Genomic DNA, 21,252 nt, shown 5'->3' on the forward strand with positions numbered 1-21,252 from the left:
GTTCATCGGATATGAGTAATAAGTTCGTCATCACTTGGGACAACATGCAAATGTACACTCGCCAGCTGGCAGAAAAACTGCTTCCGGCTGAACAGTGGAAAGGTATTATTGCTGTTAGCCGCGGTGGTTTGGTTCCTTCTGCTATTCTGGCGCGTGAGCTTGGTATTCGCTACGTCGATACAGTTTGCATTTCAAGCTATGACCATGATCACCAGCGTGATATGAAAGTGCTGAAGCAGGCTGAAGGTGATGGAGAAGGCTTCCTGGTTGTCGACGACTTGGTTGATACCGGTGGTACAGCTGAAATGATCCGCGCGATGTACCCGAAAGCGAAGTTTGTTACTGTGTGCGCGAAACCTGCGGGTAAGCACCTTGTTGACGATTATGTTGTTGATATTGCACAGGACACTTGGATCGAGCAGCCATGGGATATGGCAGTGACATTTGTTGATCCGATCGCGAAGCGATAATACAGAACAATCCAGACTGAAAAAAAGGAGCCGTTGGTTCCTTTTTTGTTTTCTTTGTGACCGTTTTGGCATCTAGTACCGTACTAGCTGTTGCGGGCTTTACCTCTGATATCAGAAAGAGATTCTCCGTTAGGTTTGTTACGGTAAAAGTTGTTGTAGTTAATGAGATCAATCATGTCTCGACCGGTCAAATCACATTTTCTGTCTAGTTTAGTTTGATAAGAGTTTGGGATTTGTTCACCTGAAGCATCAAGACAGACAGCGATTTTGGCATTTACGGCTCCGGAAGCTTCTCCGGGATTTCCGCCAAGCACACCGCCACTACCAAAAGCAAAAACAGAGCTTGAAAACAATATCAAGCCGCATACAGCGAGTATTTTTTTCATACAATTATCACCGTATAAAATACTAACAGTCATATCAGCATAGCGCAGGATGGGTAGTGGGTAAGCTTATTCTCGTAGGCCTACTTGTTGATGGCATGCTTTTTTGTATCGATGCGCACACTGCAACCAACTGTTGGATGGTATACTTTTGTTATAAATATCTTTATGTATCTGACTTATGCCTTCTTCTTACGGATTCATTCTTAAGGTCAGTATGCAAAGATAGATTTGAAAATGGAGCTTACCGTGTCAGAACCATCCAAAACCAATTTATCAGAGAAGCTGTTTGCGCCACGCCAAACATCGAAAGAAACCTCCAGTTTGGTCAAGCTTGCCCATGTTTCTGCCAATCCTATGCATAATGCGCTTGATGGCGATAGTGAAACTGGCTGGTACCGGATCCTGAGGCGCCCACAGTGGGCATGGCAGGGAATAGACCCGATTGAGATGGAAGCCATCTTATCTCGGATGGCAAATTCTGAAGCGCCGCGTACCGATGATGATTTGCTTGATACAGTGATTGGCTATAAACCCGGTAACTGGATTTATGAATGGAGCCAGTCTGGTGCTATGTACCAGAAGACCGCCCGGGATCTAGTGAATGCCGGAGAGGAAGAGAAGGCGGCGCAAATGCTGCTGACAGCCAGTATGTATTATAGCGTTGCGGCCTACCCTCATTTGAAAGGGGATGATCTGGCGGGTCAGGCGGAGTTGCAGGCTAACCAGACATACCGTGAAGCGATGTCTTATATGCCACATCAAATGAGAACGATCGATGTGAAATATGAAGGCAAAACTTTCCAGGCATTTATTCATATGCCTCGTACCGACAAGTTATTGCCAACCATTGTGGTAAGTGGTGGTTTGGATACCCTGCAGTCTGACTTGTGGCGTTTATACCATGACTACCTGGCTCCGGCTGGTTTTGCCATGGTTACTCTGGATATGCCTTCTGTTGGTCACAGTTCTGCATGGGCTCTGACGGAGGACACGAGTCGCCTTCATCAGGCTCTTCTACAGCAGATCAAGGATGTGCCGTGGGTCGATCATACTCGGGTGGCTATGTTGGGGTTGCGCTTTGGTGGTAATGCTGCAATTCGGTTGGGTTTTCTTGAACCTAACCGGTTAAAGACCTGCGTTAGCCTTGGCGGAGTGATTCACAGTACTCTTACAGATCCTAAGCGATTGAATGCCATGCCTAGAATGTATCTGGACATGATCGCTTCACGGATGGGGAAAAACGGGGTATCTCAGTCCAGCCTGACTTCACATCTGTCGGCTTGGTCGCTCAAGCAGCAGGGGCTGTTGGCTCGACGTAAAATCGATGTGCCCATGTTAGGGATCCGCCTGAAAAATGATCCAGTATGTATCGATATGGATAATCAGCTGATTGCGATGTCGACCTACGGCGGTAAGGCTATTTCTTTGCCTGAAAAACCACTTCATGATGCCTATCACCGGGCACTGCTGACGGTTGTTGACTGGCTTAAAGATAAGCTTGCTTGATCTGGGCGGTAGATCAGGAGTTTGTAAATAAAATGTTGCTATTGGATGTATTTATCGCTTAAATGGAATGACAACAGTGAGATACCTTGCGGTTTTGGTATTGCAGGGTACGGCTTAGATATCGATTGTTGCTGTGATTGTGTTATTGACTATGGATGGAGATACGCTATGACGACAAACACGACTTTTCCGCCTCATGGTCGCCTGATGACTAAACTAACGGCGCTTGGCCCCTACCTGCGTCAGCAAAAGTCCTCAGAAGGTCGTTTTTTCTTTGATTGCCTTGCCAGTTGTATCAGTGCCAAAAAAGCACCGGAAGAAAGGGAGTTCTGGGGCTGGTGGATGGAAATAACAGCAACTGAAACCGGGTTTGAATACTGTTATTACTTTGGCCGTTATGACAATAAAGGGGACTGGCTTCGTGAAAGTGTTCCAGCCAAGCATCAACAGGCGGTACTTCAGACCCTGGATGATTTCTACCCGAAACTAACGGGCCTGCTTCAGGATGAGTTTAAGCTGGAATTAACGGCGGCCAGCGAGTTGGAAGAAGCGGAGTTAGGTAGTGTTGCCTGATTGGTTTCATCATTAATTGCAGCTAAAGAATAATGCGCTTAAATAGCGCATTTTTCTTGTGATCTACCAAGGGGATTGATAAAACAACTGAACATAAATTTATTTATCACAATTGTTTAATCCCAATGGCAGATACTAAAAACTTGAATGCTACAGAGCAGGACGCTGGGACGCACTCTTTATTAGAGGTCAGGTCCCAAATGGTTGGACAATCTCATCAGCCTCAGCAGACGATCGTCATCAAGCTTGGAACCAGCGTGTTAACCGGCGGAACGTTGAAGCTGGATCGTGCCCATATGGTTGAACTGGTTCGGCAATGCGCTTCGCTACGCCGCCAGGGGCATAAGGTCATAATGGTCACTTCCGGTGCGATTGCAGCGGGCCGTGAGCATTTGGGGTATCCCGAATTACCCAAAACCATGGCCAGCAAACAGTTATTGGCTGCGGTAGGCCAGAGTCGACTAATTCAGGAATGGGAACATCTTTTTGGTATCTATGGTATGCATGTTGGTCAGATGCTGCTTACCCGTGCCGATTTGGATGATCGCGAGCGCTTCCTTAACGCTCGAGATATGATCGTTGCTTTGCTCGATAATGGGATTATTCCTGTTGTGAATGAGAACGATGCGGTTGCCACGACGGAAATTAAAGTTGGTGATAATGACAACCTGTCAGCACTAGTCGGAATACTGGCAGGAGCCGATAAGTTACTGTTACTAACTGACCAACCAGGCTTATTTACAGCTGACCCTCGCAACAATCCGGACGCTGAGCTGATCCGGGAAGTCCACACGATTGATGAAACTCTACATAAACTAGCCGGTGGTAGCGTGGGCGGCTTGGGAACAGGCGGTATGGCAACTAAACTGCAGGCTGCAGATGTTGCCCGTCGTGCAGGCATTGAAGTTGTCATCGCTGCGGGTAGCCGACCGGATGTCATTGATGACTTAGTGAAAGGTAAAGCGGTTGGTACTCGTTTTCTTCCGCTGGAATCGCCGCTTGAAAGTCGTAAACGCTGGATCCTGGCCGGTCCTCCTCCTGCTGGTGATATTGTTATCGATGACGGTGCTGCGACTGCGGTTCAGCAGCGAGGAAGCAGTTTGCTGGCAAAAGGCATTACGGAAGTAAAAGGTAATTTCGAGCGTGGTGAAGTGACCCGTATTTATGATACTCGCGGGGTGTTGCTGGCGCGTGGGATCAGTCGTTATTCAAGTAAGGATATGGAAAAGATAGCCGGAAAACATAGTCAGGATATTTATCAGGTCCTGGGCTATGAATATGGCCCGGTTGCCGTTCATCGAGATGATCTGGTTGTCATTTGATCTAACTATAAATATACGGATATTAAAGAGGAAGTATTGTGAATCTTGAAGTGATGGGTAAAGCCGCTCAGCAGGCTGCTTTCGATCTGGCTACCGTAGCAACAGCACAAAAGAATAAGGCGCTGGCGATCATTGCCGATGAGCTGGAAGCGAACCGCGATGTAATATTGGCAGCTAATGCCAAAGATATTGAGGCGGCGCGTGAATCAGGTATGACAGATGCCCTGGTTGATCGCTTGCTGCTCAACGAAGCACGTTTAGCTGGTATTGCTAACGATGTCCGTAATGTTATTAGCCTTAATGATCCTGTTGGTTCTGAACTTGACTGCAAGGTACTGGAAAATGGTATGCGCCTTAGCCGCCGCCGCGTGCCTTTAGGCGTCGTTGGAGTGATTTACGAAGCGCGCCCGAATGTCACTATCGATATTGCTGCGCTTTGTCTAAAAACCGGTAATGCCAGCATTTTGCGTGGTGGCCGAGAAACTTTCCACTCTAATATGGAGTTGGTTAAAGTGATCCAGATTGCGCTGGAAAAGGCGGGTTTACCGGCAGCTTCTGTTCAGTACATTGAGAAGCCGGATCGCGAGTTGGTCTCTCAGTTGCTCAAGCTGGATCAGTACGTTGATATGATCATTCCGCGCGGCGGTGCCGGTTTGCACAAAATGTGCAAAGAGAACAGTACCATTCCTGTCATTATTGGCGGTTTTGGGATCAGTCATGTTTATGTCGATAAGACAGCAGATTTGGCGCGCTCGTTGGATGTCGTTGAAAACTCAAAAGTTCAGCGTCCGTCGGCATGCAATTCGCTTGATACCCTGCTGGTTAGCGAGAGTGTTGCTGAAGCGTTCCTGCCACGTTTGGCCGAGCGTTTAAATAAGAGTAATGTTGCTTTTGTTGCGGACGAAGCAGCCTATACCCTGCTTGAAGGCAAGGCGACTGAGCTGCGTAAAGTTGCCGAAGGTGACTTTGATACTGAATGGCTGAGTTTTACCTTAGGGGTCAAGGTGGTCAAAGATGTTGATGAAGCCATTGCCCATATGCGCAAACATAACGCCAGCCATTCAGATGCGATCCTGACTAATGATATTCTGGCCGCTGAACGATTCGTCAATGCCGCAGGTTCAGCCGCGGTTTACGTTAATGCTTCGACACGCTTTACAGATGGAGCACAGTTTGGCTTAGGTGCCGAGGTTGCGGTTTCGACCCAGAAGCTTCATGCCCGTGGCCCTATGGGGCTGGAAGAGCTGACAAGCTATAAGTGGGTTGGGGTTGCAAACTACCTCTCCCGCGCTTAATAGCTTATCTCTTTGCCAGAATCGACGATAACTACATCGAAAGTGCTTATTTGCGTTCGCAAACTCCGCGCTTTCTCTTTGTTCTCGTGGAATCTGTCGTTGAGCTAGCCATCAAGCGATTTTATGTAATGTACAAACTAAGCGCTTGTTCTTTGTTTTAACGTGGCTGTCTTAGAGTTAAACATCACTCAATGGTATTGAAAAAAAACGAGAGCTGAGTGCTCTCGTTTTTTATTGTCAGATCGCACTGTTACTTTTGTTTTTCTTCGTGTTGTTCGGCTTCTTTCTGCAGTTGCTCACGGTCGTATTTTTCCTGCAGGTACTTGATCTTATCTTTGTAGCCGAACTTCATATGGGCAGTGTACTTCAAGGCTGCAATGTTACTGACCACAACACTGACGATGATGATACTGATAACCCATGGGTTAAGTAGCCATTCCATTTAGACCTCACAGATATTCTCTATGTACTTACTATAAAGATTATCAAGGTTTTCCAAAATCTGCGACTTTCCAGCTATTTGGCTTGCATTTAGTGTGTGGTAGAGCAGCTCTGGTGTCAGTTGCTGGAGCAAATGCCTGCTGATTGGGTAATAGCTGATATGCCAGGGCTCTGCGGCGACACCTCCCCGTTCTTCAGCATAGGGAAGGTAGAAGCCGAACTGTTCCATGTGCTGATTGAGCCAGGCGCTGAATTCGGCTTGGTGCCCGCCGTTTTCGTATTCCCAAGGCTCTAGTTGCAGCTTGGTTCCCTCAGGCAGGCAGTTAGCAGCGTAGACATCTACATCAGTGCCCCAATGGTGGCGACTGGCTCCGGGCAGGGCCGACCAGCGCAGGATGGCATGGATTTTTTCCAGTTCTGTTAGTTGGCTTGTATCCATAGGTTGGCTGTTACTGTCCAGCAATGGACGGGTGCCGTTGAATTTGTTGTTCCAGATCAGCAGCTGACGATCGAAAGTGCGAAAAGCACTGGCCAGCCGAAGATCAAAGCCTGCGATGGCTGCGGCTTGCTGAAGAGCAGTAAAGGCCGGCTGCATTTCCCTGTGCAACAGGTGCTGCTGGTGGTAGGTCAGATGGGTCTCTGTCTGTCCGGTAAGTTGCCCAGCGCTAAGTCGCCGGGCTGAAATTGAATCGCTCATTTAAGTATTTTTTCTAGTACCTTCTGGTACATGTCGGTGAGTTTCTCGAGGTCGGCAACTTTCACACATTCATTAACTTTATGGATGGTGGCATTGCACGGGCCCAGCTCGATAACCTCGGCCCCGGTGCGTGCGATAAAGCGACCGTCCGAAGTACCGCCGGTAGTCAGTAGTTCCGGTTTCTGGTGGTTAACTTCTTCGATAGCTTCGACAACGGCTTCCAGCAAATCGCCATGGTCGGTCAGGAACGGATGTCCGCTGAACGTCCATTGCATGTCGTAGTCTAGCCCGTGGGCATCAAGAACTGAGTGAACTTTGCGTTTGATGTCGTCGGCAGTCAGCTCGGTACTGAAACGGAAGTTAAACTGAACGTGAAATTCGCCGGGGATCACATTGGATGCGCCGGTTCCGGCAGACAGGTTGGCAATCTGGAAACTGGTCGGCGGAAAGTAGGCGTTGCCGTTATCCCAGGTTGTTGCGGCCAGCTCGGCCAGTGCTGGCATAGCACGGTGAACCGGATTGTCAGCTAAGTGAGGGTAAGCAACATGCCCCTGGGTACCTTTGATGCTGACATCTCCGGTGATTGAACCTCGACGGCCATTTTTGACGACATCACCAACGAAATGGGTGCTGGAGGGTTCGCCGACAATACACATGTCGATTTTCTCGTTACGGGCTTCCAGTGTATCAATCACTCGGGTGGTGCCGTTGATAAACGGTCCTTCTTCATCCGAGGTGATTAGCAGAGCAATAGATCCTTTGTGATCAGGATTCGTTTCCAGGAAGCGCTCGATAGCAACCACAAAGCAGGCCAGGGAGCCTTTCATGTCAGCAGTGCCACGGCCGTGAAGGTAGCCGTCGATAATTGTCGGCTCAAACGGCCGAGTATGCCAGAGTTCTGACGGCCCGGCAGGGACAACATCCGTGTGCCCGGCAAAGACAAAAAGAGGAGCCTCGGTGCCACGACGGGCCCATAGATTGGTGGTGTCTTCAAAGATCATCGGTTCAATCTTGAAGCCTATTTTTTCAAGTCGTGCGATCATCACATCCTGGCAACCGGCGTCTTCCGGTGTTACCGAGATACGGCTGATAAAGTCTTTCGCCAGGGCGATTACCGGGCTATCTGACATCCTTGTATCCTTTATGCGTTGTCTGCTGGAGACGGTTGGAAAATTTCTTGGTACTGGACTGGTTTGAAACCTAGGTGGTAGGTTTCATTATGAACCAGCAGCGGTCGTTTGATCATAGCCGGGTATTCCAGCATTAGCTTAATTGCTGTATCACGGTTTAAGCTGGATTTTTGCTCGTCACTAAGCTGACGGTAGGTAGTACCGCGCTTGTTAACCATCGCTTCCCAGCCAAGTTGGGCTTCGAAGGTTTCAAGCGTCGCTAGATCCAGGCCATCGGCGCGATAGTCGTGGAAGCTATATTCAATGTTTTCGGCTTCCAGCCATTTTTTCATTTTCTTGATGGTATCGCAGTTTTTAATACCGTAGGCAATTGTGCTCATAGTTTACTGACTTACTTTTTGTTATCGAATTAGCCTTTCTTTATAACGAGAATGCCGGGGCTTAGCAATGGTAACAAAGACTTCGTGATAGAAATGAAAGATTGGTAATGGCATTAGGGGTTTGAAATAATTGCCATTCGGATCAGCCAGGCGCAGGCGGCGAGTCCGACGGCAAAGACGATGGTTCGCCATGGGTTCAGCTTGCAGGCGTAGCACACCATATAGAGAATCCGGGAGAGAACAAACAGGTAAGCGGGTAGGGCGGCCTGTTCAGGCGGGACGCCGGCAAAGTGGGCGATAAATACGCAACAGGCAAAGATTGGCGTTACTTCCCAGCCGTTGGCTTGGGCGGCTTTTACTCGTGCTGCTGCACCGGTTAATTCCCTTTCCTGAATGCGCGGCGGATTGAGGTCGAAACGGCCAGTTTGACGAACTGTGAGCCATCCTCCAATGCCTGCCAGCAGGTAGTTGATTAGAATTGAGATGATGATACACCAGAATGCGGGGGTCATAGTCTGTGCCTAATCAGCAGGATCTGGTATTTAGTGTAGAACGTATAAGCGGGTTGATCGTTCAGGATGAAATTAAGTATATGTTCTTGTGAGATGAAGATACCCTGAGATGAACTTGTGACAGGTTCATTGCGCATTGTGGGAATATATTTATGCAGATTAAGTGCGTGATTTTTAAATAAGTGTTGTGGTGCTTTCGGTTCAATTTTTGCCTGAGATTAGTTGGATAATTCGAGTTGATTGATTGGTTTGCGATTCAAGCTGTTGATAATATAGAGGTTGTTATTTTTGAGTGGTGTTGGGTTCGTTTAATTGATGACGATAAAAGTGAGATGCAAATCACTTATTTGTATTCAAGTAGCCCATAAATCCTCCTGCATCTTGATCAAACTCAACATCAAGTTTGTTAGAAGCGGAATAATGAAATCTCAAATTATGGAGGTCTCAATGGAATTGAATCCGGTTTTTGCCCGTCGTCTTTATCTCGCACTGCTTGTCGAACAAATGGAGCGTCCTAACGTTCCTAAGCTTATCGAAATTACGGGTTGGCCGCGCCGTACTATTCAGGATGTATTAAAAGCCCTTCCTGGTTTTGGAATTGAGCTGGCATTTATTCAGGACGGTAGACGTCATAATGACGGTTATTACCAACTGAGTGATTGGGGGCCGTTTGATTTGCAATGGGTTCAATCACGGGAGCAGGATATTATCTCTTCTGTTTCAAGCTGATAAAAACCGCATTCAGCGGTTTCTATCATGTTTTATTTTTAGGAAAGATTTACCTGTGATTATGGGCAATGGTAGGCATTGCCCATTAACGTTACTGATGTACTGAATGACTGTAGACTATACAGGTTTATAGTATTTGCCCCGTGTTGAGCCGCTTGGTTTTTTACGCTATTTATAGCCCCTTCAGTTAAAGCTTCATTGCTTATAAACCAAAAAGAGTACCAGCTCCCTTCTGAACCAATCACCATTCCTTTTTCTTCGCAGGCGTTAAATTGTTCCGATGCATTCCAGCGGATTCGGATACTTTCTCCATTGGGCTGGAGTTGGGTTGTTTCACATCCCGTCAGCAGCAGTATAAAGATTACGGCGATCGTTCGTAATTGCATTATTGTCCCTGTGACTCCAGGTAGAGAACTGTTGCGGCTGTCCGTGATTTCACTTGAAGCTTTTTCAGCAGGCTTTTCATATGTACCTTGACGGTAGACTCGGAGATAAACAGTGAATCGGCAATCTGTTTATTTCGGTAGCCTTTGGCTACTTCTTTCAGGATCTGCATCTCCCGTTCGGTCAGGGTGTTGAGAAGCGAGTCTTGCTCAGTTGTATCTTCGAGGTATTCTCGTACCAGATCGCTGTAGGCTTGGTTTCCGCTCAATGCCTGCTTTAGCAGCTCAATCAGTTGATCTGGCTCGGTATCTTTGAGCAGGTAGCCATCTGCACCAGCGTTAACCAGCGCTTTGATATCAGCGCGGCTGTCAGAAACGGTCAGTACGACAATACTGGACTGGATGCCCTCGGCTCGCATGGCGTTTAGGGTATCAAGTCCGGACATGCCTTTCATATTCAGGTCGAGCAAGATCAAGTCAGGATCATTTTCACTGGCAAGCAGTACAGCATCTGCCCCGTTGCTGGCTTCGCCGACAATTTTAAAATCAGGTTCAAAACTGAGTAACTGGCTGATCCCTCGCCGCATTAGCGGGTGGTCATCCACAATCATAATTTTCCAACACGTCATATTTTTATCCTTAAGGCTCAAGTGTAAAACTCAGGGCTACTGCGCAGCCTGAGCCTTGTTTTGTATCGATTGTAAGCTCACCATTGAGGCGTGATGCACGTTCGGTCATGATCGCCAGCCCGTAGTGATTGAGCTTTTCGCAGGTTGAGTCGAAACCCTTGCCGTCATCACTGATACTGACATTAACCTGATCGCCTTCCTGATGGCAGGCGACAATGATCTCATCTGCTTCTGCATGCTTAATCGAATTGAGCACCGCTTCTCTGATTAGTTGTAGCAGATGGACTTGATGGTGGGCATCTAAATTTAATGATGACAAATGGTTATCGATGATCAGCATGGCATTGCTCTGCTCTTCGAGAGGTTTGAGCATCTCTACCAATGCTTCACCAAAATTGGCTTCTTTGATGGTGAGGCGGAAGGTGCTGAGCAGCTCTCTGAGCTGGGTATAGGCTCCGGATAGCCCGCTGTCGATGTCAGAGATGATCGACATGGCACTGTCGGTCTCGTTCTTGCTCAGCTGGCGCTTAAGCAATGTCATTTGAATTTTCAGGTATGAAAGTGATTGTGCCAGGGAATCATGCAGCTCGCGTGCGATGGTTGCACGTTCTTCCATCAATAATAATTGTTCGGCTTGTTTCTGGGCTCGATTGTAATAAATACCTCGTGCCAGAGTGCGGGCAATGTTATTTATCAGGTTTTTGTCCGGGCAGGGCAGGGTATATTGCCACCAAAGCTGACCAAGTACTTGATTATCCAGTTCAAGATCCTGGTAGTGCCACTGCTGGTCGGCTGGAGTGCCTGCCGTAATTTCCGTATTTATCCCATTGCTTTCTTCGATGACCAGTTTTGTCGCCGTCAGGCCTTCAATATCGATAAGAGTGTCGAGCATGGCAGAAAAATTATTGGATGACAGACGGCTGACAGAAAGCTCCTGTGAGCAATGGTAAAGCACTTGCAAAGATTCATTGGCATGGCGTAGGCGGCGCGTTTTCTCATCGACGGTTTTTTCCAGATCTCGGTAGAGCTTGCCAAGTTCCGCTGCCATTTGGGAAAAGGTGCTGGCCAGGGTGCCCAGTTCATTTTCGCTTTTGACATTCAGTTCAACATCAAACACCCCATTCTGTACCTGCTGGCTGGCTGAAACCAGGCGGTTGAGCGGCGAGACGACCTTGCGCTGGGTGAAATGGATGGTGAACAGGACGATGATCAGGATTAGGCTGAGTCCGATCCCGCCGATAATGGCCAGCACCTGAAGTTTGATGACGGAAAACTCTTGCAGCTCAAAGACAAAGCGATCGATTCGATCAACAAATTTAGCTACTTCATCAAGAAATAGTTGCTGTTCACCGCTTTCGAGCAGTGGTCGCAGGTTCTCCCAGCGTCCGATCAGGTTGTAATAGTGCAGCTTGATATCAGTCGGGACAGTCCAGTGCTCAAGTGCGGCCATTGATGGTGAGAATAATGAAGATTCAAACTTCGTCAGGTGATCGGAAAGTTGCCCTGAGCCGGTTTGGATATCGTAGGCCAGGCGATAGCTTTGCATACGCATGGAACCCGAGACATTGATTGCTTCTGCATCGTTGAGGCTCGATGCCAGGGTTAGCAGGGAAAAGCTGGTGGTCATCACCGATAGCAACAGGATCGCCAGCATAGCACGGGCAATGGTGGTGGTGACGGGCTTTAAAGGCCTTTTTTTCACTGAGTATCCTTTTTAAATTCTGGTATCGCAGGCTGAATCGGGTCGTTTGAAGACTAATTGTTCACCATTCTTCACAAGGCAGTAGTTGATAGTGTGAGGTATGTCATTTTATTTTATTGATCCAAAACAAAATCACCCCCTATTTAACCCTTACTGGGTATTTAAGCATTTATTTGCGAATTTACACTACTTGTATACAAAAATGACAGTTTGTTAATGCTGTTTAGGCGTATTAAGTACACACTGGATACATCAACATTCTTTTTTTACGAAGGTTATACGGAGATATGAGCATATGTTTGATCGTTCCCGCCGTAGCCTGTTGACCCGGCGTTGTAAGCCTTTATTGCAGCGTATGCCTTGGGTCATTGACGAAGATACGTTTACAGAGCGATGCACGCGCTGCAACAAATGTGTCAATGCGTGTGAGACACAAATTATTGTTAAAGGCGATGGCGGGTTTCCGACTGTCGACTTCAATCATGGTGAATGTACGTTTTGCTATGCCTGTGCGGAGGCTTGTCCGGAATCTTTGTTTCACCCCAGGACTGAGACGCCTTGGGAGTTGAAAGCGGAGATTGGACAGGGATGCCTGGCCCGTAACCATATCGAATGCCGTAGCTGCGGCGATATGTGTGAGGTCCAAGCTATCAGCTTTAGGCTACAGCCGGGCGGTGTCGCCCAACCTGTACTGGATAGTGAGGGTTGTACAGGCTGTGGGGCCTGCTTGTCGGTATGTCCGGTATCGGCAATCACCATGGTTACCCATCAATTAGAAGAGTAACAGCGATGGCATTACAAGAAGTGCATATCTCGAGTCTGGTGGTTCATGTTAAACCTGACCACCTTGAGAGGGTAAAGGCTCAGATACTTGCGTTGCCTAATGCAGAAATCTACGGCGACAGTGAAGAAGGGAAAATCATCGTAGTCCTTGAAACTCAAAACCAAGGCTACGTGACGGATACCATAGATAAAATCAATAACTTAGAACACGTTTTAAATACTTTTTTGGTGTATCACCAAATCGAACACTTTGACTCGCAATCTGAGGATGACTCATGAAAATGACAAGACGTGCGTTTGTGAAAGCAAACGCCGCTGCTTCGGCAGCAGCTGTGGCCGGTATCTCGTTGCCGGCATCAGCGACTAACTTAATTGTTAGTTCTGATCAAACCAAAATTAAATGGGACAAAGCGCCTTGTCGTTTTTGTGGTACAGGTTGTTCGGTATTGGTTGGTACTCAGAATGGCCGCGTTGTTGCGACTCAGGGGGATCCTGAAGCGCCGGTTAACAAAGGTCTGAACTGTATCAAAGGCTATTTCTTGTCGAAGATCATGTACGGTAAGGATCGTCTGCAGACGCCGATGCTGCGTATGAAAAACGGCAAGTTTGATAAAGATGGTGATTTCCAGCCGGTTTCCTGGGATCAGGCGTTCGATGTAATGGCTGAAAAATGGAAAGAGGCACTGAAAAAGCAAGGTCCGTCAGGCGTTGGTATGTTCGGTTCCGGTCAGTGGACAGTAATGGAAGGTTATGCTGCCGCCAAGATGATGAAAGCTGGTTTCCGTTCAAACAATATCGATCCCAATGCCCGTCACTGTATGGCTTCTGCTGTTGGTGGCTTTATGCGTACATTTGGTATCGATGAGCCGATGGGTTGTTACGATGATTTCGAGCATTCTGATGCGTTTGTGCTTTGGGGCTCAAACATGGCTGAGATGCACCCGGTATTGTGGACCCGTATTACTGACCGCCGTTTGAGTAATCCTCATGTCAAAGTGAACGTGCTGTCGACCTATTATCACCGTTCTTTCGAACTGGCAGATAACGGGATGATTTTCGAGCCTCAGACCGATTTGGCGATTGCGAACTTTATTGCTAACTACATTATTCAGAATGATGCGGTGAACTGGGATTTTGTCAACAAGCATACCCACTTCAAACGCGCGACAACCGATATCGGTTATGGCCTGCGTGATGAGCACCCGTTGCAGAAGAAAGCGGCAAACCCTAACTCGGGTAAGCTTCATCCGATGAACTTCGAAGAGTATAAGGCTTCTGTTGCTGAATATACTGTTGAGAAGGCATCTGAAATGTCCGGTGTTTCTCCAGATAAACTACTGGAAATGGCCAAGCTTTATGCTGACCCTAAAGTTAAGGTGATGTCGCTGTGGACTATGGGGATGAACCAGCATACCCGTGGTGTGTGGATGAACAGCCTGGTTTATAACATCCACTTGCTGACCGGTAAGATCTCCCAGCCGGGTAGCGGCCCGTTTTCATTGACGGGTCAGCCTTCGGCTTGTGGTACGGCGCGTGAAGTTGGTACTTTTGCTCACCGTCTGCCAGCAGACATGGTGGTAAAAAATCCGAAGCACCGTGCGATCAGTGAAAAAATCTGGAAGCTACCGGAAGGAACTATCCCGCCGAAACCGGGTTATCACGCAGTAGTGCAGGACCGGATGCTGAAAGACGGCAAGCTCAATGCCTATTGGGTTATGTGTAACAACAACATGCAGGCCGGTCCGAACATCAATACAGAGCGTCTGCCTGGCTATCGTAATCCTGAAAACTTCATTGTTTGCTCTGACCCATATCCGACGGCAACGGCACAGGCTTCAGACCTGATCCTACCGACTGCTATGTGGGTGGAGAAAGAAGGTGCCTATGGTAACGCTGAGCGTCGTACCCAGGCATGGTATCAGCAGGTAGAAGCTCAGGGTGATGCGAAGTCTGATTTGTGGCAGCTAATGGAATTTACTAAGCGCTTCAAGATGGAAGAAGTCTGGGGTGAAGATCTGCTGGCGAAAGCACCTCAGTACCGTGGCAAAACTTTGTACGACATGCTGTTCCGCAATGGCCAGGTTGATAAATTCCCGTTATCAGAAGCCCAGAAGCTGAATGATGATGCCAAGTCACAAGGCTTCTATGTTCAGAAAGGCCTGTTTGAAGAATATGCTGCGTTCGGTCGCGGCCATGGTCATGATTTGGCACCGTATGATGTTTACCATCAGGTTCGAGGTTTGCGCTGGCCGGTTGTTGACGGGAAAGAAACCCAGTGGCGTTTCATTGAAGGTTCAGATCCTTATGTACCAGCGGGTGAAGGCTACCGTTTCTACGGCAAGCCGGATGGTAAGGCTAACATCATTTTTGCTCCGTACGAGCCTGCGCCTGAAGTGCCGGACAAGGAATACGATATGTGGCTATGTACCGGTCGTGTTTTGGAGCACTGGCATACAGGTACGATGACCCGTCGTGTACCAGAGCTCTATAAAGCCGTACCGGACGCGGTGTGCTATATCCACCCGGATGATGCTCAGTCTCGTGGCTTGCGTCGCGGTGATGAAGTGAAACTGGCTTCCCGTCGTGGTGAAGTTCATTGTCGAGTTGAAACCCGAGGACGTAACCGTCCACCAGTTGGCTTGGTTTTCGTTCCTTTCTTTGATGCACGTATTTTGATTAATAAGCTGATTCTGGATGCGACCGACCCGCTGTCTAAGCAGACAGACTTCAAGAAGTGCCCAATCAAGATTACTAAAGTGTAACTTACTAAAGTGTAACTCATTGAATGTAATGGCAATGACTGTCCGCGCTGGGGATGCGGGTAGTCCTTGTTTGACTCGAATTAAGCCATAAGGCGGAGAACAAAATGAAACGTTTAGTTTTAGCAGTGATGGCGGTTGGCATGATGGTAGCCGGCGCCGTACAAAGTGCAGAAGAGCTTCATAATCCAGGCGGCATCGGTGGTGTTGAATCATTGCGTGGTGTGACTGAGCTGGAAGCAACACGTCCGGCAGATGCGATGAAACGTTATCCTCGCGACCAGGGCACGATTGACAGCGATTATGTGTATCAGCCACCGCTGGTCCCACACACTATTCGTCATTACGAAGTGTCATTGAATGCCAATAAGTGTCTTGCGTGTCATAGCTGGAAAAATGCTAATGAGATGGGCGCGACCAAGATCAGTGTGACCCATTATCAGACTCGTGAAGGGCAGGTACTGTCAGATGTATCTCCTCGTCGTTACTTCTGTTTACAGTGTCATGTTCCTCAGGCAGATGCCAAGCCATTGGTTGAAAACAACTTCCAACGTGTTGATGCACTGCGCTAGTTATAGCCATTAGAGATAGAGAGGCTATAGATGAAAATATTGAAAGCATTTTGGCTAAGGCTGACATCACCGAGCAAGGTGGCGGTAGGTTTGGTCTTGTTCATGGGTTTTATTGGCGGGCTGTTGTTCTGGGGCGCATTTAATACTGGGATGGAAGCGACGAATACCGAAGAGTTTTGTTCCGGTTGTCATGCTCCGATTGTGAAAGAAATTCGCGAGACGGTTCACTTTGCTAACCGCTCAGGGGTGCGGGCGATTTGTTCTGATTGTCATGTACCGCATAACTGGACGGATAAAATTATCCGAAAAGTACAGGCATCAAAAGAGCTGGTGGCTTTTGCGATGGGAACTATCGGTACGGAAGAGAAGTTCAAAGAGCGCCGGGGCTATTTGGCTAATCGGGAATGGCACCGGATGAAAGAAAATGATTCACAGGAATGTCGTAATTGCCATAACTTTGAATACATGGACTTTTCAGAGCAAGGTCCTCGAAGTGTGAAGCAGCATTCAACGGCTCTGGCATCAGGTGAGAAAACCTGTGTCGACTGTCATAAAGGGATTGCGCATAAGCTTCCTGACATGAAAAATGTCGAAGGCTGGCAGTAAAGCCTGATTTTCAGGTAATAATACAAAGGTACGACTACGATGAGTACATTAGAATCGCTTATCTGGCACACGTTGGGTTATGCCGCAATGCCAGTGATTATCCTGACGGGATTTGCCGCGGTGGCAGTTGTTTCTGTATGGCTACTGTCCTTGGGTAAAGACAAGGATATTTAAGCTGCTGACGGTTTATTTAGATGAGAAAGCCATGTCCTTCGACATGGCTTTTTGTTTGGATTAATTCGCTGAGCTGGTTTTGCGTATGTGGTTATGGCCGGATGCGCGTCGGAACAGCCCGATACATAGTAAGCTTATCCAGCACAAGTAAAGCGGCAGCCATTCGAGGAGGAACGGCTTGAGCGATGTTGCCTTGCCCGTCAGCCAGATTTCAGCAAGGTGCAAGACGACCATACTCAGTAAGCCAATAAAGCTAATTACCAGAAATGATGGTCTGTCCATGAGATCCCCTCCAGAACTATATGGTTAATATAGCTCTAAATGGTAATCATTATCAAGCGGTAATCATGCGCCTGGGCGATATTATTGAGATTTAAGCAAGCCTGCGGCCAGTAGTTGGTGGCGAAATTGTTCAGCCCTTTTCCGGTTAACGCCGAAATCAGAATAGCCTGTCCTGGATTCCGAGCGGACGATGAGCATGTTGTCATGTTGCCTTATTTCAAAGTCATCGATAAAACCAAAAATACGGCTGCGGCATTCTATTCGTATATAGCCATTTTCTTGCTGACCCAGGCCGGCGCCGGGAAGAGAAAGGGCGATGTCGATAATGGTCTGCCAGCTCTCTACTCCTTGCTGATTGAGTTCAAATGGTGGCAGTTTGAAGTCGTCCCGTAGTTCTATCGTCGAGACACAGTTAGGCTTATCACCACATAGCTTACCAGTGCGATCCGGGAGCGAAGACGGCGGCGAACCGGCTTTTGAACAGCCTAAAAGCAACAGGCCGGAAAACAACAAAAGCACTTTTTTCATAAGACTGTCCTTATTCTTTGCAACTAATGAGCAAATTGTTGTGCCGCAGGTTTTGCTTGGCTCGGGCCAGTTAAGCTGCAGTTTGGTATATATAGGCAGCAAAACTTAACCATGAAAGTACAAGTAATAGCCAAGGAAGCCAGTGTTGCTTGTAAATGATTTGGTACTCGGTAGATTGTAGTGCTTCTTGTGGCAGCTCTGCCTGTTTTTCCTTTTCTTGCTTCTTGCGTAGCTTATCCCTTTCGCGGGATTTCACTTTCTGTTGCTTTTTATATTGCTCGATCCCTTTTTGTATTCCTTGGGCAATCAGTTTGGTCTGTTCTTTTGTTTGTCCGGGTTTCTGTGTTGCCCGGGCTATTTTCATTGCTTCAGCCTGGGTTTCGGGAGACGGGGTTGCTTGTTGTTTATTTTTCGCCATGACTAATCCATTGGGAACTATTAGTTACTGTTCTGATGGGATTATACCCTGCTGGTAAAAGGTTACGAGGAAAGATGTGTTTTAATTAGCCTTCAAATGTAGGAAAGTTTCAACTTATAAACAGACGGTGAATAAATGGGTTGTTTTTGCCTGCTGTTGCTAAGTTGATGATATCTAATGTTTTAATGGCGTTCTGTCATGGTTTTTAAAACTTAAATTCAGACTGTGACCTATGTAATAAAATGAGAATCCCATCCGTTATTTACTGTTCAAAGCGTGATCTGAACTACAAGACAAACAATTGAAAAGTGCGGTCAGCCACAGAATTTACCACTACCTGGTTGTGATTAGGACGATATGAATTATGGTAGCAACATAAATAAATATAACGTGCTACTTCCCTTTCGGTTGAAATCTGATGTTAGTACCTCCATTGCTTAAAAATAGAAATGGTGTACGGGGAAACAGTTTGCTTTATCCGATAGATGCTTATGACAAGCATGGCTTATTAAAGCCTTCAGCAATGCTTTGGTTAACGTTGGTTTTTAGTGCTAAAGCGTGGATTATATTTTTTATGGCTGGCGCCAGCCGAGAGCAGGGTGCGCAAATATTAGAGATTTTATATCCAGTGCGGGATAACTTGTATTTCGCAATGGTAACGGGGTTACCTGCATTGTTTTTAATGTGGCTAACCGGGCAACGACACAAAAACAAAAAATTAATTAATTCATTATGGCGGCGAGGGAAAACAATTTTGCTCGTGGCCTATATGACAGATTGTGCTCTGCAAGTGTATCAGCTGTCTCTCCTTGATGGTGCTTTTAGCTGGACCCGGTCTATAACCTTGTTATTGACTTTGTGGTTAAGCGTCTACCTTATTCGTAGCACCAGAGTCAGGAATACATTTGCAGACCAGCCTTTGGAGAGGTAATGCAAATGAATGAATGGGGTAAAGGTTTAGTCCTTTTCAGTGCCTTTTTAAGCCCGCTGGCTATGGCTGACTGGCTGTTGGATGTAAATTTTGAATTATCGAGCGCTGGCTCAACCCAGACGGTGAATACGTCATTGTCTTTGTTGCCGGGCGAAGAGACGGTTTTCTTTGGAACGGCTGATGAAAGTAGTCATCGCCGGGAATTGGTGGGTAGTGCCGAGTTACTGGAAGTATCGGCAGAAGAGGTGAAGATCGCTTTTAAAGTCCAGGAAAGGCTGGATGATGGTGCCTGGCGGACAATTATCTCACCGACGATTTCAACCGGCTTGAATTCGCCTGCATCGTTTGAAACAACAGATGGCGATGCAGATAAGCTGGTTAAGCTTCAGGTTGAGGTGACATCGGTTTAGTGCTTAATGAACACAGCTGATATTTTCTAAGCGCTCCTTACGGGAGCGTTTTTTATTTCTGTACATTTTGCTATCAGCCCGTGAAAGAAAGTAATCCGGCCTGTCGCCTTGGCGATAGAAGGTGATTCCGACACTGGCACCGATTTGGATCTGGTAGTGGTTAATAAGGAATGGTTTGCTGGCAAGGGCAGACAGGTATTGCACCAGTCTTTTAGACTCCTTTTCAGAACTCTTATTGAGCAGAATAACGAACTCATCTCCTGCCAGGCGGGCAAAGAAAGAGTGTTTATTGTCCAGAAGTGTTTCTACTCGGGCACAGAATCGTTGTAAGACCAGATCTCCCGCATGGTGGCCATAGCTATCATTAACGGCCTTAAAGTTATCGAGGTCGATAAACAGAAGGGCAGGAGCGGGGTGGCTTGGTAAGGTATTACTGATGGTTTTGTGGAGCTCTTCAATCAGGGCATAGCGGTTGGCGATACCTGTCAGGGTATCTTTCCTGGCCATTACCTCAGCTTTTTGCTCGGCTTTCTTTCTCCGTGAAATCTCTTTTTTCAACTGTCGGTTGACGTAAGAAAAATAAGCCGTGGCCAGAGATGTCAATGCTAGCAATACACCACCGATGAGTACCCATACTTTTACTTTCTGCCACTCGATAGTACCTCGCAACGGATAAAGAAAACCTTCATCGATAGTTGTTTGCGGAATAATGTTCAACGCAGAAAGCTCATTGGCAATGGTTTGCCACCGGGCAGTGTTCATATGTCCGATTTCAACCAGCTCGGGCATAATCATCTGCGCGGCTGTTTTCAATTCAAATTCGAGGTGGGTCCGGCTTTTTTGAGGATGGTACTGCTGTTCGATAACGTTCAGTGTTTCGTCAATATGGTTTAGCGCGTAGTACCAGCCTCTAATACTGGCAGCGAGGAAACCGTCAACAATGTTTGGTTTGGTATCTGCCAGCTCCTGATGGGTAAAGATAACGTCACTATAGAAACGGATGCCGTAGTCGGCAGGGTTGAATATCAGGGCTTCCTTAGCACGCTCTTTAAGGTAATAAGGCTCGTTGGTCAGATAACCGTTGAATGCATCGACTTTTCCGCTGAGCAGATCATTAATATCAGTTGAGGTGGTGACTTGTTCCAGATCTGTCAGGGCGATATGGTTTCGGTCGAGCAAAACAATTAATTCGGCATCTTCAATACCGGAGATCATCATTACACGCTTGCCAGTTAAGTCATGGATTGTCTGGATATCAGTGTCAGTCTTGGTCACTAAAACCGACGGTGATTGCTGGAAAATAGCACCCAGAGCGGTGACGGGAAAACCATGTCCGTACGCAACAAGCACTTCGGTATTTCCGACACCAAAATCAGCATTGCCCTTGAGAACTTCTTTGATTGGAACTTTGTTCGTGTTGCCAGCCACGATCATGACTTCTAGCCCTGCATCGCGATAAAAGCCTTTTTCTTTTGCCATATAGAAGCCTGCAAATTGGGCCTGATGTAGCCAGCGAAGTTGTAGCGTTACATTTTCTACTGCCGCAGAGTAAGGAGCCAGGATGAGCAGGCTTAATGAAAGAAGCAGGTAAAGAAAATTTTTCACAATATGCAATGGTTTGTATTTGGGCTTGC

The 21,252-nt window shown here is 47.2% G+C and carries 27 protein-coding genes; 14 read left to right on the forward strand and 13 right to left on the reverse strand.

Features of this window, described 5'->3' with window-relative positions; all coding sequences use genetic code 11:
• The first annotated feature begins 11 nt into the window (after nt 1-11).
• Nucleotides 12-470 carry a xanthine phosphoribosyltransferase gene (gpt, locus tag Q0852_RS07215; RefSeq protein WP_007466568.1) on the forward strand — a complete coding sequence of 153 codons (459 nt, stop codon included), beginning with the start codon at nt 12-14 and terminating at the stop codon, nt 468-470.
• A gap of 83 nt (nt 471-553) precedes the next feature.
• Here gpt and Q0852_RS07220 read toward each other — a convergent pair whose 3' ends face one another.
• Nucleotides 554-856 carry a hypothetical protein gene (locus Q0852_RS07220; RefSeq protein WP_299015965.1) on the reverse strand — a complete coding sequence of 101 codons (303 nt, stop codon included), beginning with the start codon at nt 854-856 and terminating at the stop codon, nt 554-556.
• Between the two features lie 246 nt (nt 857-1,102).
• Between Q0852_RS07220 and frsA the strand changes: the two genes are divergently transcribed.
• The 4 genes from frsA (at nt 1,103) to Q0852_RS07240 (ending at nt 5,552) form a co-directional block, all read left to right on the forward strand.
• A complete protein-coding gene (gene frsA, locus Q0852_RS07225) occupies nt 1,103-2,362 on the forward strand; it encodes an esterase FrsA (protein WP_299015967.1) in 1,260 nt (419 codons plus the stop codon).
• Nucleotides 2,363-2,530: 168 nt separating this feature from the next.
• On the forward strand, nt 2,531-2,935 hold the full coding sequence (gene crl / locus Q0852_RS07230) for a sigma factor-binding protein Crl (RefSeq protein ID WP_299015970.1): 405 nt from the start codon (nt 2,531-2,533) through the stop codon (nt 2,933-2,935).
• Nucleotides 2,936-3,135: 200 nt separating this feature from the next.
• Nucleotides 3,136-4,257, forward strand: a complete 1,122-nt coding sequence (gene proB / locus Q0852_RS07235) for a glutamate 5-kinase (RefSeq protein ID WP_299015973.1) — start codon at nt 3,136-3,138, stop codon at nt 4,255-4,257.
• 38 nt (nt 4,258-4,295) lie between these two features.
• The gene (locus Q0852_RS07240; protein WP_299015976.1) at nt 4,296-5,552 is read left to right on the forward strand and encodes a glutamate-5-semialdehyde dehydrogenase; all 1,257 of its coding nucleotides are present in this window, start codon (nt 4,296-4,298) and stop codon (nt 5,550-5,552) included.
• 250 nt (nt 5,553-5,802) lie between these two features.
• Here Q0852_RS07240 and Q0852_RS07245 read toward each other — a convergent pair whose 3' ends face one another.
• From Q0852_RS07245 to Q0852_RS07265, 5 genes are all read right to left on the reverse strand, one after another.
• Nucleotides 5,803-5,994 carry a DUF2897 family protein gene (locus Q0852_RS07245; protein ID WP_299015978.1) on the reverse strand — a complete coding sequence of 64 codons (192 nt, stop codon included), beginning with the start codon at nt 5,992-5,994 and terminating at the stop codon, nt 5,803-5,805.
• Nucleotides 5,995-6,690, reverse strand: a complete 696-nt coding sequence (locus tag Q0852_RS07250) for a M15 family metallopeptidase (RefSeq protein ID WP_299015980.1) — start codon at nt 6,688-6,690, stop codon at nt 5,995-5,997.
• Nucleotides 6,687-7,820, reverse strand: coding sequence for a succinyl-diaminopimelate desuccinylase (gene dapE, locus Q0852_RS07255; RefSeq protein WP_299015981.1), 1,134 nt, complete (start codon nt 7,818-7,820; stop codon nt 6,687-6,689). The genes Q0852_RS07250 and dapE overlap by 4 nt, the downstream gene beginning before the upstream one ends.
• Nucleotides 7,821-7,831: 11 nt before the next feature.
• Nucleotides 7,832-8,200, reverse strand: coding sequence for an ArsC family reductase (locus Q0852_RS07260; protein WP_299015984.1), 369 nt, complete (start codon nt 8,198-8,200; stop codon nt 7,832-7,834).
• A gap of 113 nt (nt 8,201-8,313) precedes the next feature.
• Nucleotides 8,314-8,712: an MAPEG family protein gene (locus Q0852_RS07265; RefSeq protein ID WP_299015987.1), complete on the reverse strand. Its 399-nt coding sequence runs from the start codon at nt 8,710-8,712 to the stop codon at nt 8,314-8,316.
• Between the two features lie 447 nt (nt 8,713-9,159).
• Between Q0852_RS07265 and Q0852_RS07270 the strand changes: the two genes are divergently transcribed.
• Complete coding sequence (locus tag Q0852_RS07270; RefSeq protein ID WP_299015990.1) at nt 9,160-9,441, forward strand: helix-turn-helix domain-containing protein; 282 nt, start codon at nt 9,160-9,162, stop codon at nt 9,439-9,441.
• A 59-nt stretch (nt 9,442-9,500) separates the two neighbouring features.
• On the opposite strand, the gene Q0852_RS07275 is transcribed toward Q0852_RS07270, so the two are convergent.
• From Q0852_RS07275 to narQ, 3 genes are read right to left on the reverse strand one after another with little or no spacing between them, the layout of a single operon-like run.
• A complete protein-coding gene (locus tag Q0852_RS07275) occupies nt 9,501-9,827 on the reverse strand; it encodes a DUF4156 domain-containing protein (protein ID WP_299015993.1) in 327 nt (108 codons plus the stop codon).
• Nucleotides 9,827-10,453 (reverse strand): response regulator, encoded by a 627-nt coding sequence (locus Q0852_RS07280; protein WP_299015995.1) that lies wholly within the window; start codon nt 10,451-10,453, stop codon nt 9,827-9,829. Before Q0852_RS07280 ends, Q0852_RS07275 begins: the two co-directional genes overlap by 1 nt.
• Nucleotides 10,454-10,463: 10 nt before the next feature.
• Nucleotides 10,464-12,155 (reverse strand): nitrate/nitrite two-component system sensor histidine kinase NarQ, encoded by a 1,692-nt coding sequence (gene narQ, locus Q0852_RS07285; RefSeq protein ID WP_299015997.1) that lies wholly within the window; start codon nt 12,153-12,155, stop codon nt 10,464-10,466.
• A gap of 295 nt (nt 12,156-12,450) precedes the next feature.
• Here narQ and napF point away from each other — a divergent pair, with 295 nt between their 5' ends.
• The 6 genes from napF (at nt 12,451) to Q0852_RS07315 (ending at nt 17,049) form a co-directional block, all read left to right on the forward strand.
• Nucleotides 12,451-12,939: a ferredoxin-type protein NapF gene (gene napF / locus Q0852_RS07290; RefSeq protein ID WP_299016000.1), complete on the forward strand. Its 489-nt coding sequence runs from the start codon at nt 12,451-12,453 to the stop codon at nt 12,937-12,939.
• Between the two features lie 5 nt (nt 12,940-12,944).
• Nucleotides 12,945-13,217, forward strand: a complete 273-nt coding sequence (locus tag Q0852_RS07295; RefSeq protein ID WP_299016003.1) for a chaperone NapD — start codon at nt 12,945-12,947, stop codon at nt 13,215-13,217.
• The gene (gene napA, locus Q0852_RS07300; protein ID WP_299016006.1) at nt 13,214-15,700 is read left to right on the forward strand and encodes a periplasmic nitrate reductase subunit alpha; all 2,487 of its coding nucleotides are present in this window, start codon (nt 13,214-13,216) and stop codon (nt 15,698-15,700) included. The genes Q0852_RS07295 and napA overlap by 4 nt, the downstream gene beginning before the upstream one ends.
• A gap of 104 nt (nt 15,701-15,804) precedes the next feature.
• Nucleotides 15,805-16,269 carry a nitrate reductase cytochrome c-type subunit gene (locus Q0852_RS07305; protein WP_299016009.1) on the forward strand — a complete coding sequence of 155 codons (465 nt, stop codon included), beginning with the start codon at nt 15,805-15,807 and terminating at the stop codon, nt 16,267-16,269.
• A gap of 30 nt (nt 16,270-16,299) precedes the next feature.
• A complete protein-coding gene (locus Q0852_RS07310) occupies nt 16,300-16,875 on the forward strand; it encodes a NapC/NirT family cytochrome c (RefSeq protein WP_299016011.1) in 576 nt (191 codons plus the stop codon).
• A 39-nt stretch (nt 16,876-16,914) separates the two neighbouring features.
• Nucleotides 16,915-17,049 carry a TIGR02808 family protein gene (locus tag Q0852_RS07315; RefSeq protein ID WP_299016014.1) on the forward strand — a complete coding sequence of 45 codons (135 nt, stop codon included), beginning with the start codon at nt 16,915-16,917 and terminating at the stop codon, nt 17,047-17,049.
• Nucleotides 17,050-17,109: 60 nt separating this feature from the next.
• Here the strand turns inward: Q0852_RS07315 and Q0852_RS07320 are convergent, their stop codons facing one another.
• The 3 genes from Q0852_RS07320 to Q0852_RS07330 all read right to left on the reverse strand — a co-directional run bounded on the left by Q0852_RS07320 (nt 17,110) and on the right by Q0852_RS07330 (nt 18,277).
• A complete protein-coding gene (locus Q0852_RS07320; protein WP_299016017.1) occupies nt 17,110-17,331 on the reverse strand; it encodes a hypothetical protein in 222 nt (73 codons plus the stop codon).
• Between the two features lie 81 nt (nt 17,332-17,412).
• Complete coding sequence (locus Q0852_RS07325) at nt 17,413-17,859, reverse strand: DUF1499 domain-containing protein (RefSeq protein ID WP_299016019.1); 447 nt, start codon at nt 17,857-17,859, stop codon at nt 17,413-17,415.
• A 70-nt stretch (nt 17,860-17,929) separates the two neighbouring features.
• Complete coding sequence (locus Q0852_RS07330; RefSeq protein ID WP_299016021.1) at nt 17,930-18,277, reverse strand: DUF2956 domain-containing protein; 348 nt, start codon at nt 18,275-18,277, stop codon at nt 17,930-17,932.
• 418 nt (nt 18,278-18,695) lie between these two features.
• Here Q0852_RS07330 and Q0852_RS07335 point away from each other — a divergent pair, with 418 nt between their 5' ends.
• Complete coding sequence (locus Q0852_RS07335) at nt 18,696-19,208, forward strand: DUF2919 domain-containing protein (protein ID WP_299016023.1); 513 nt, start codon at nt 18,696-18,698, stop codon at nt 19,206-19,208.
• 5 nt (nt 19,209-19,213) lie between these two features.
• Nucleotides 19,214-19,618, forward strand: a complete 405-nt coding sequence (locus tag Q0852_RS07340) for a hypothetical protein (protein ID WP_299016367.1) — start codon at nt 19,214-19,216, stop codon at nt 19,616-19,618.
• A 3-nt stretch (nt 19,619-19,621) separates the two neighbouring features.
• Here Q0852_RS07340 and Q0852_RS07345 read toward each other — a convergent pair whose 3' ends face one another.
• Nucleotides 19,622-21,223 (reverse strand): GGDEF domain-containing protein, encoded by a 1,602-nt coding sequence (locus Q0852_RS07345; protein ID WP_299016025.1) that lies wholly within the window; start codon nt 21,221-21,223, stop codon nt 19,622-19,624.
• Nucleotides 21,224-21,252: the final 29 nt, after the last annotated feature.

It is taken from the genome of uncultured Photobacterium sp., assembly GCF_947502415.1.
Taxonomy (GTDB): Bacteria; Pseudomonadota; Gammaproteobacteria; order Enterobacterales; family Vibrionaceae; genus Photobacterium.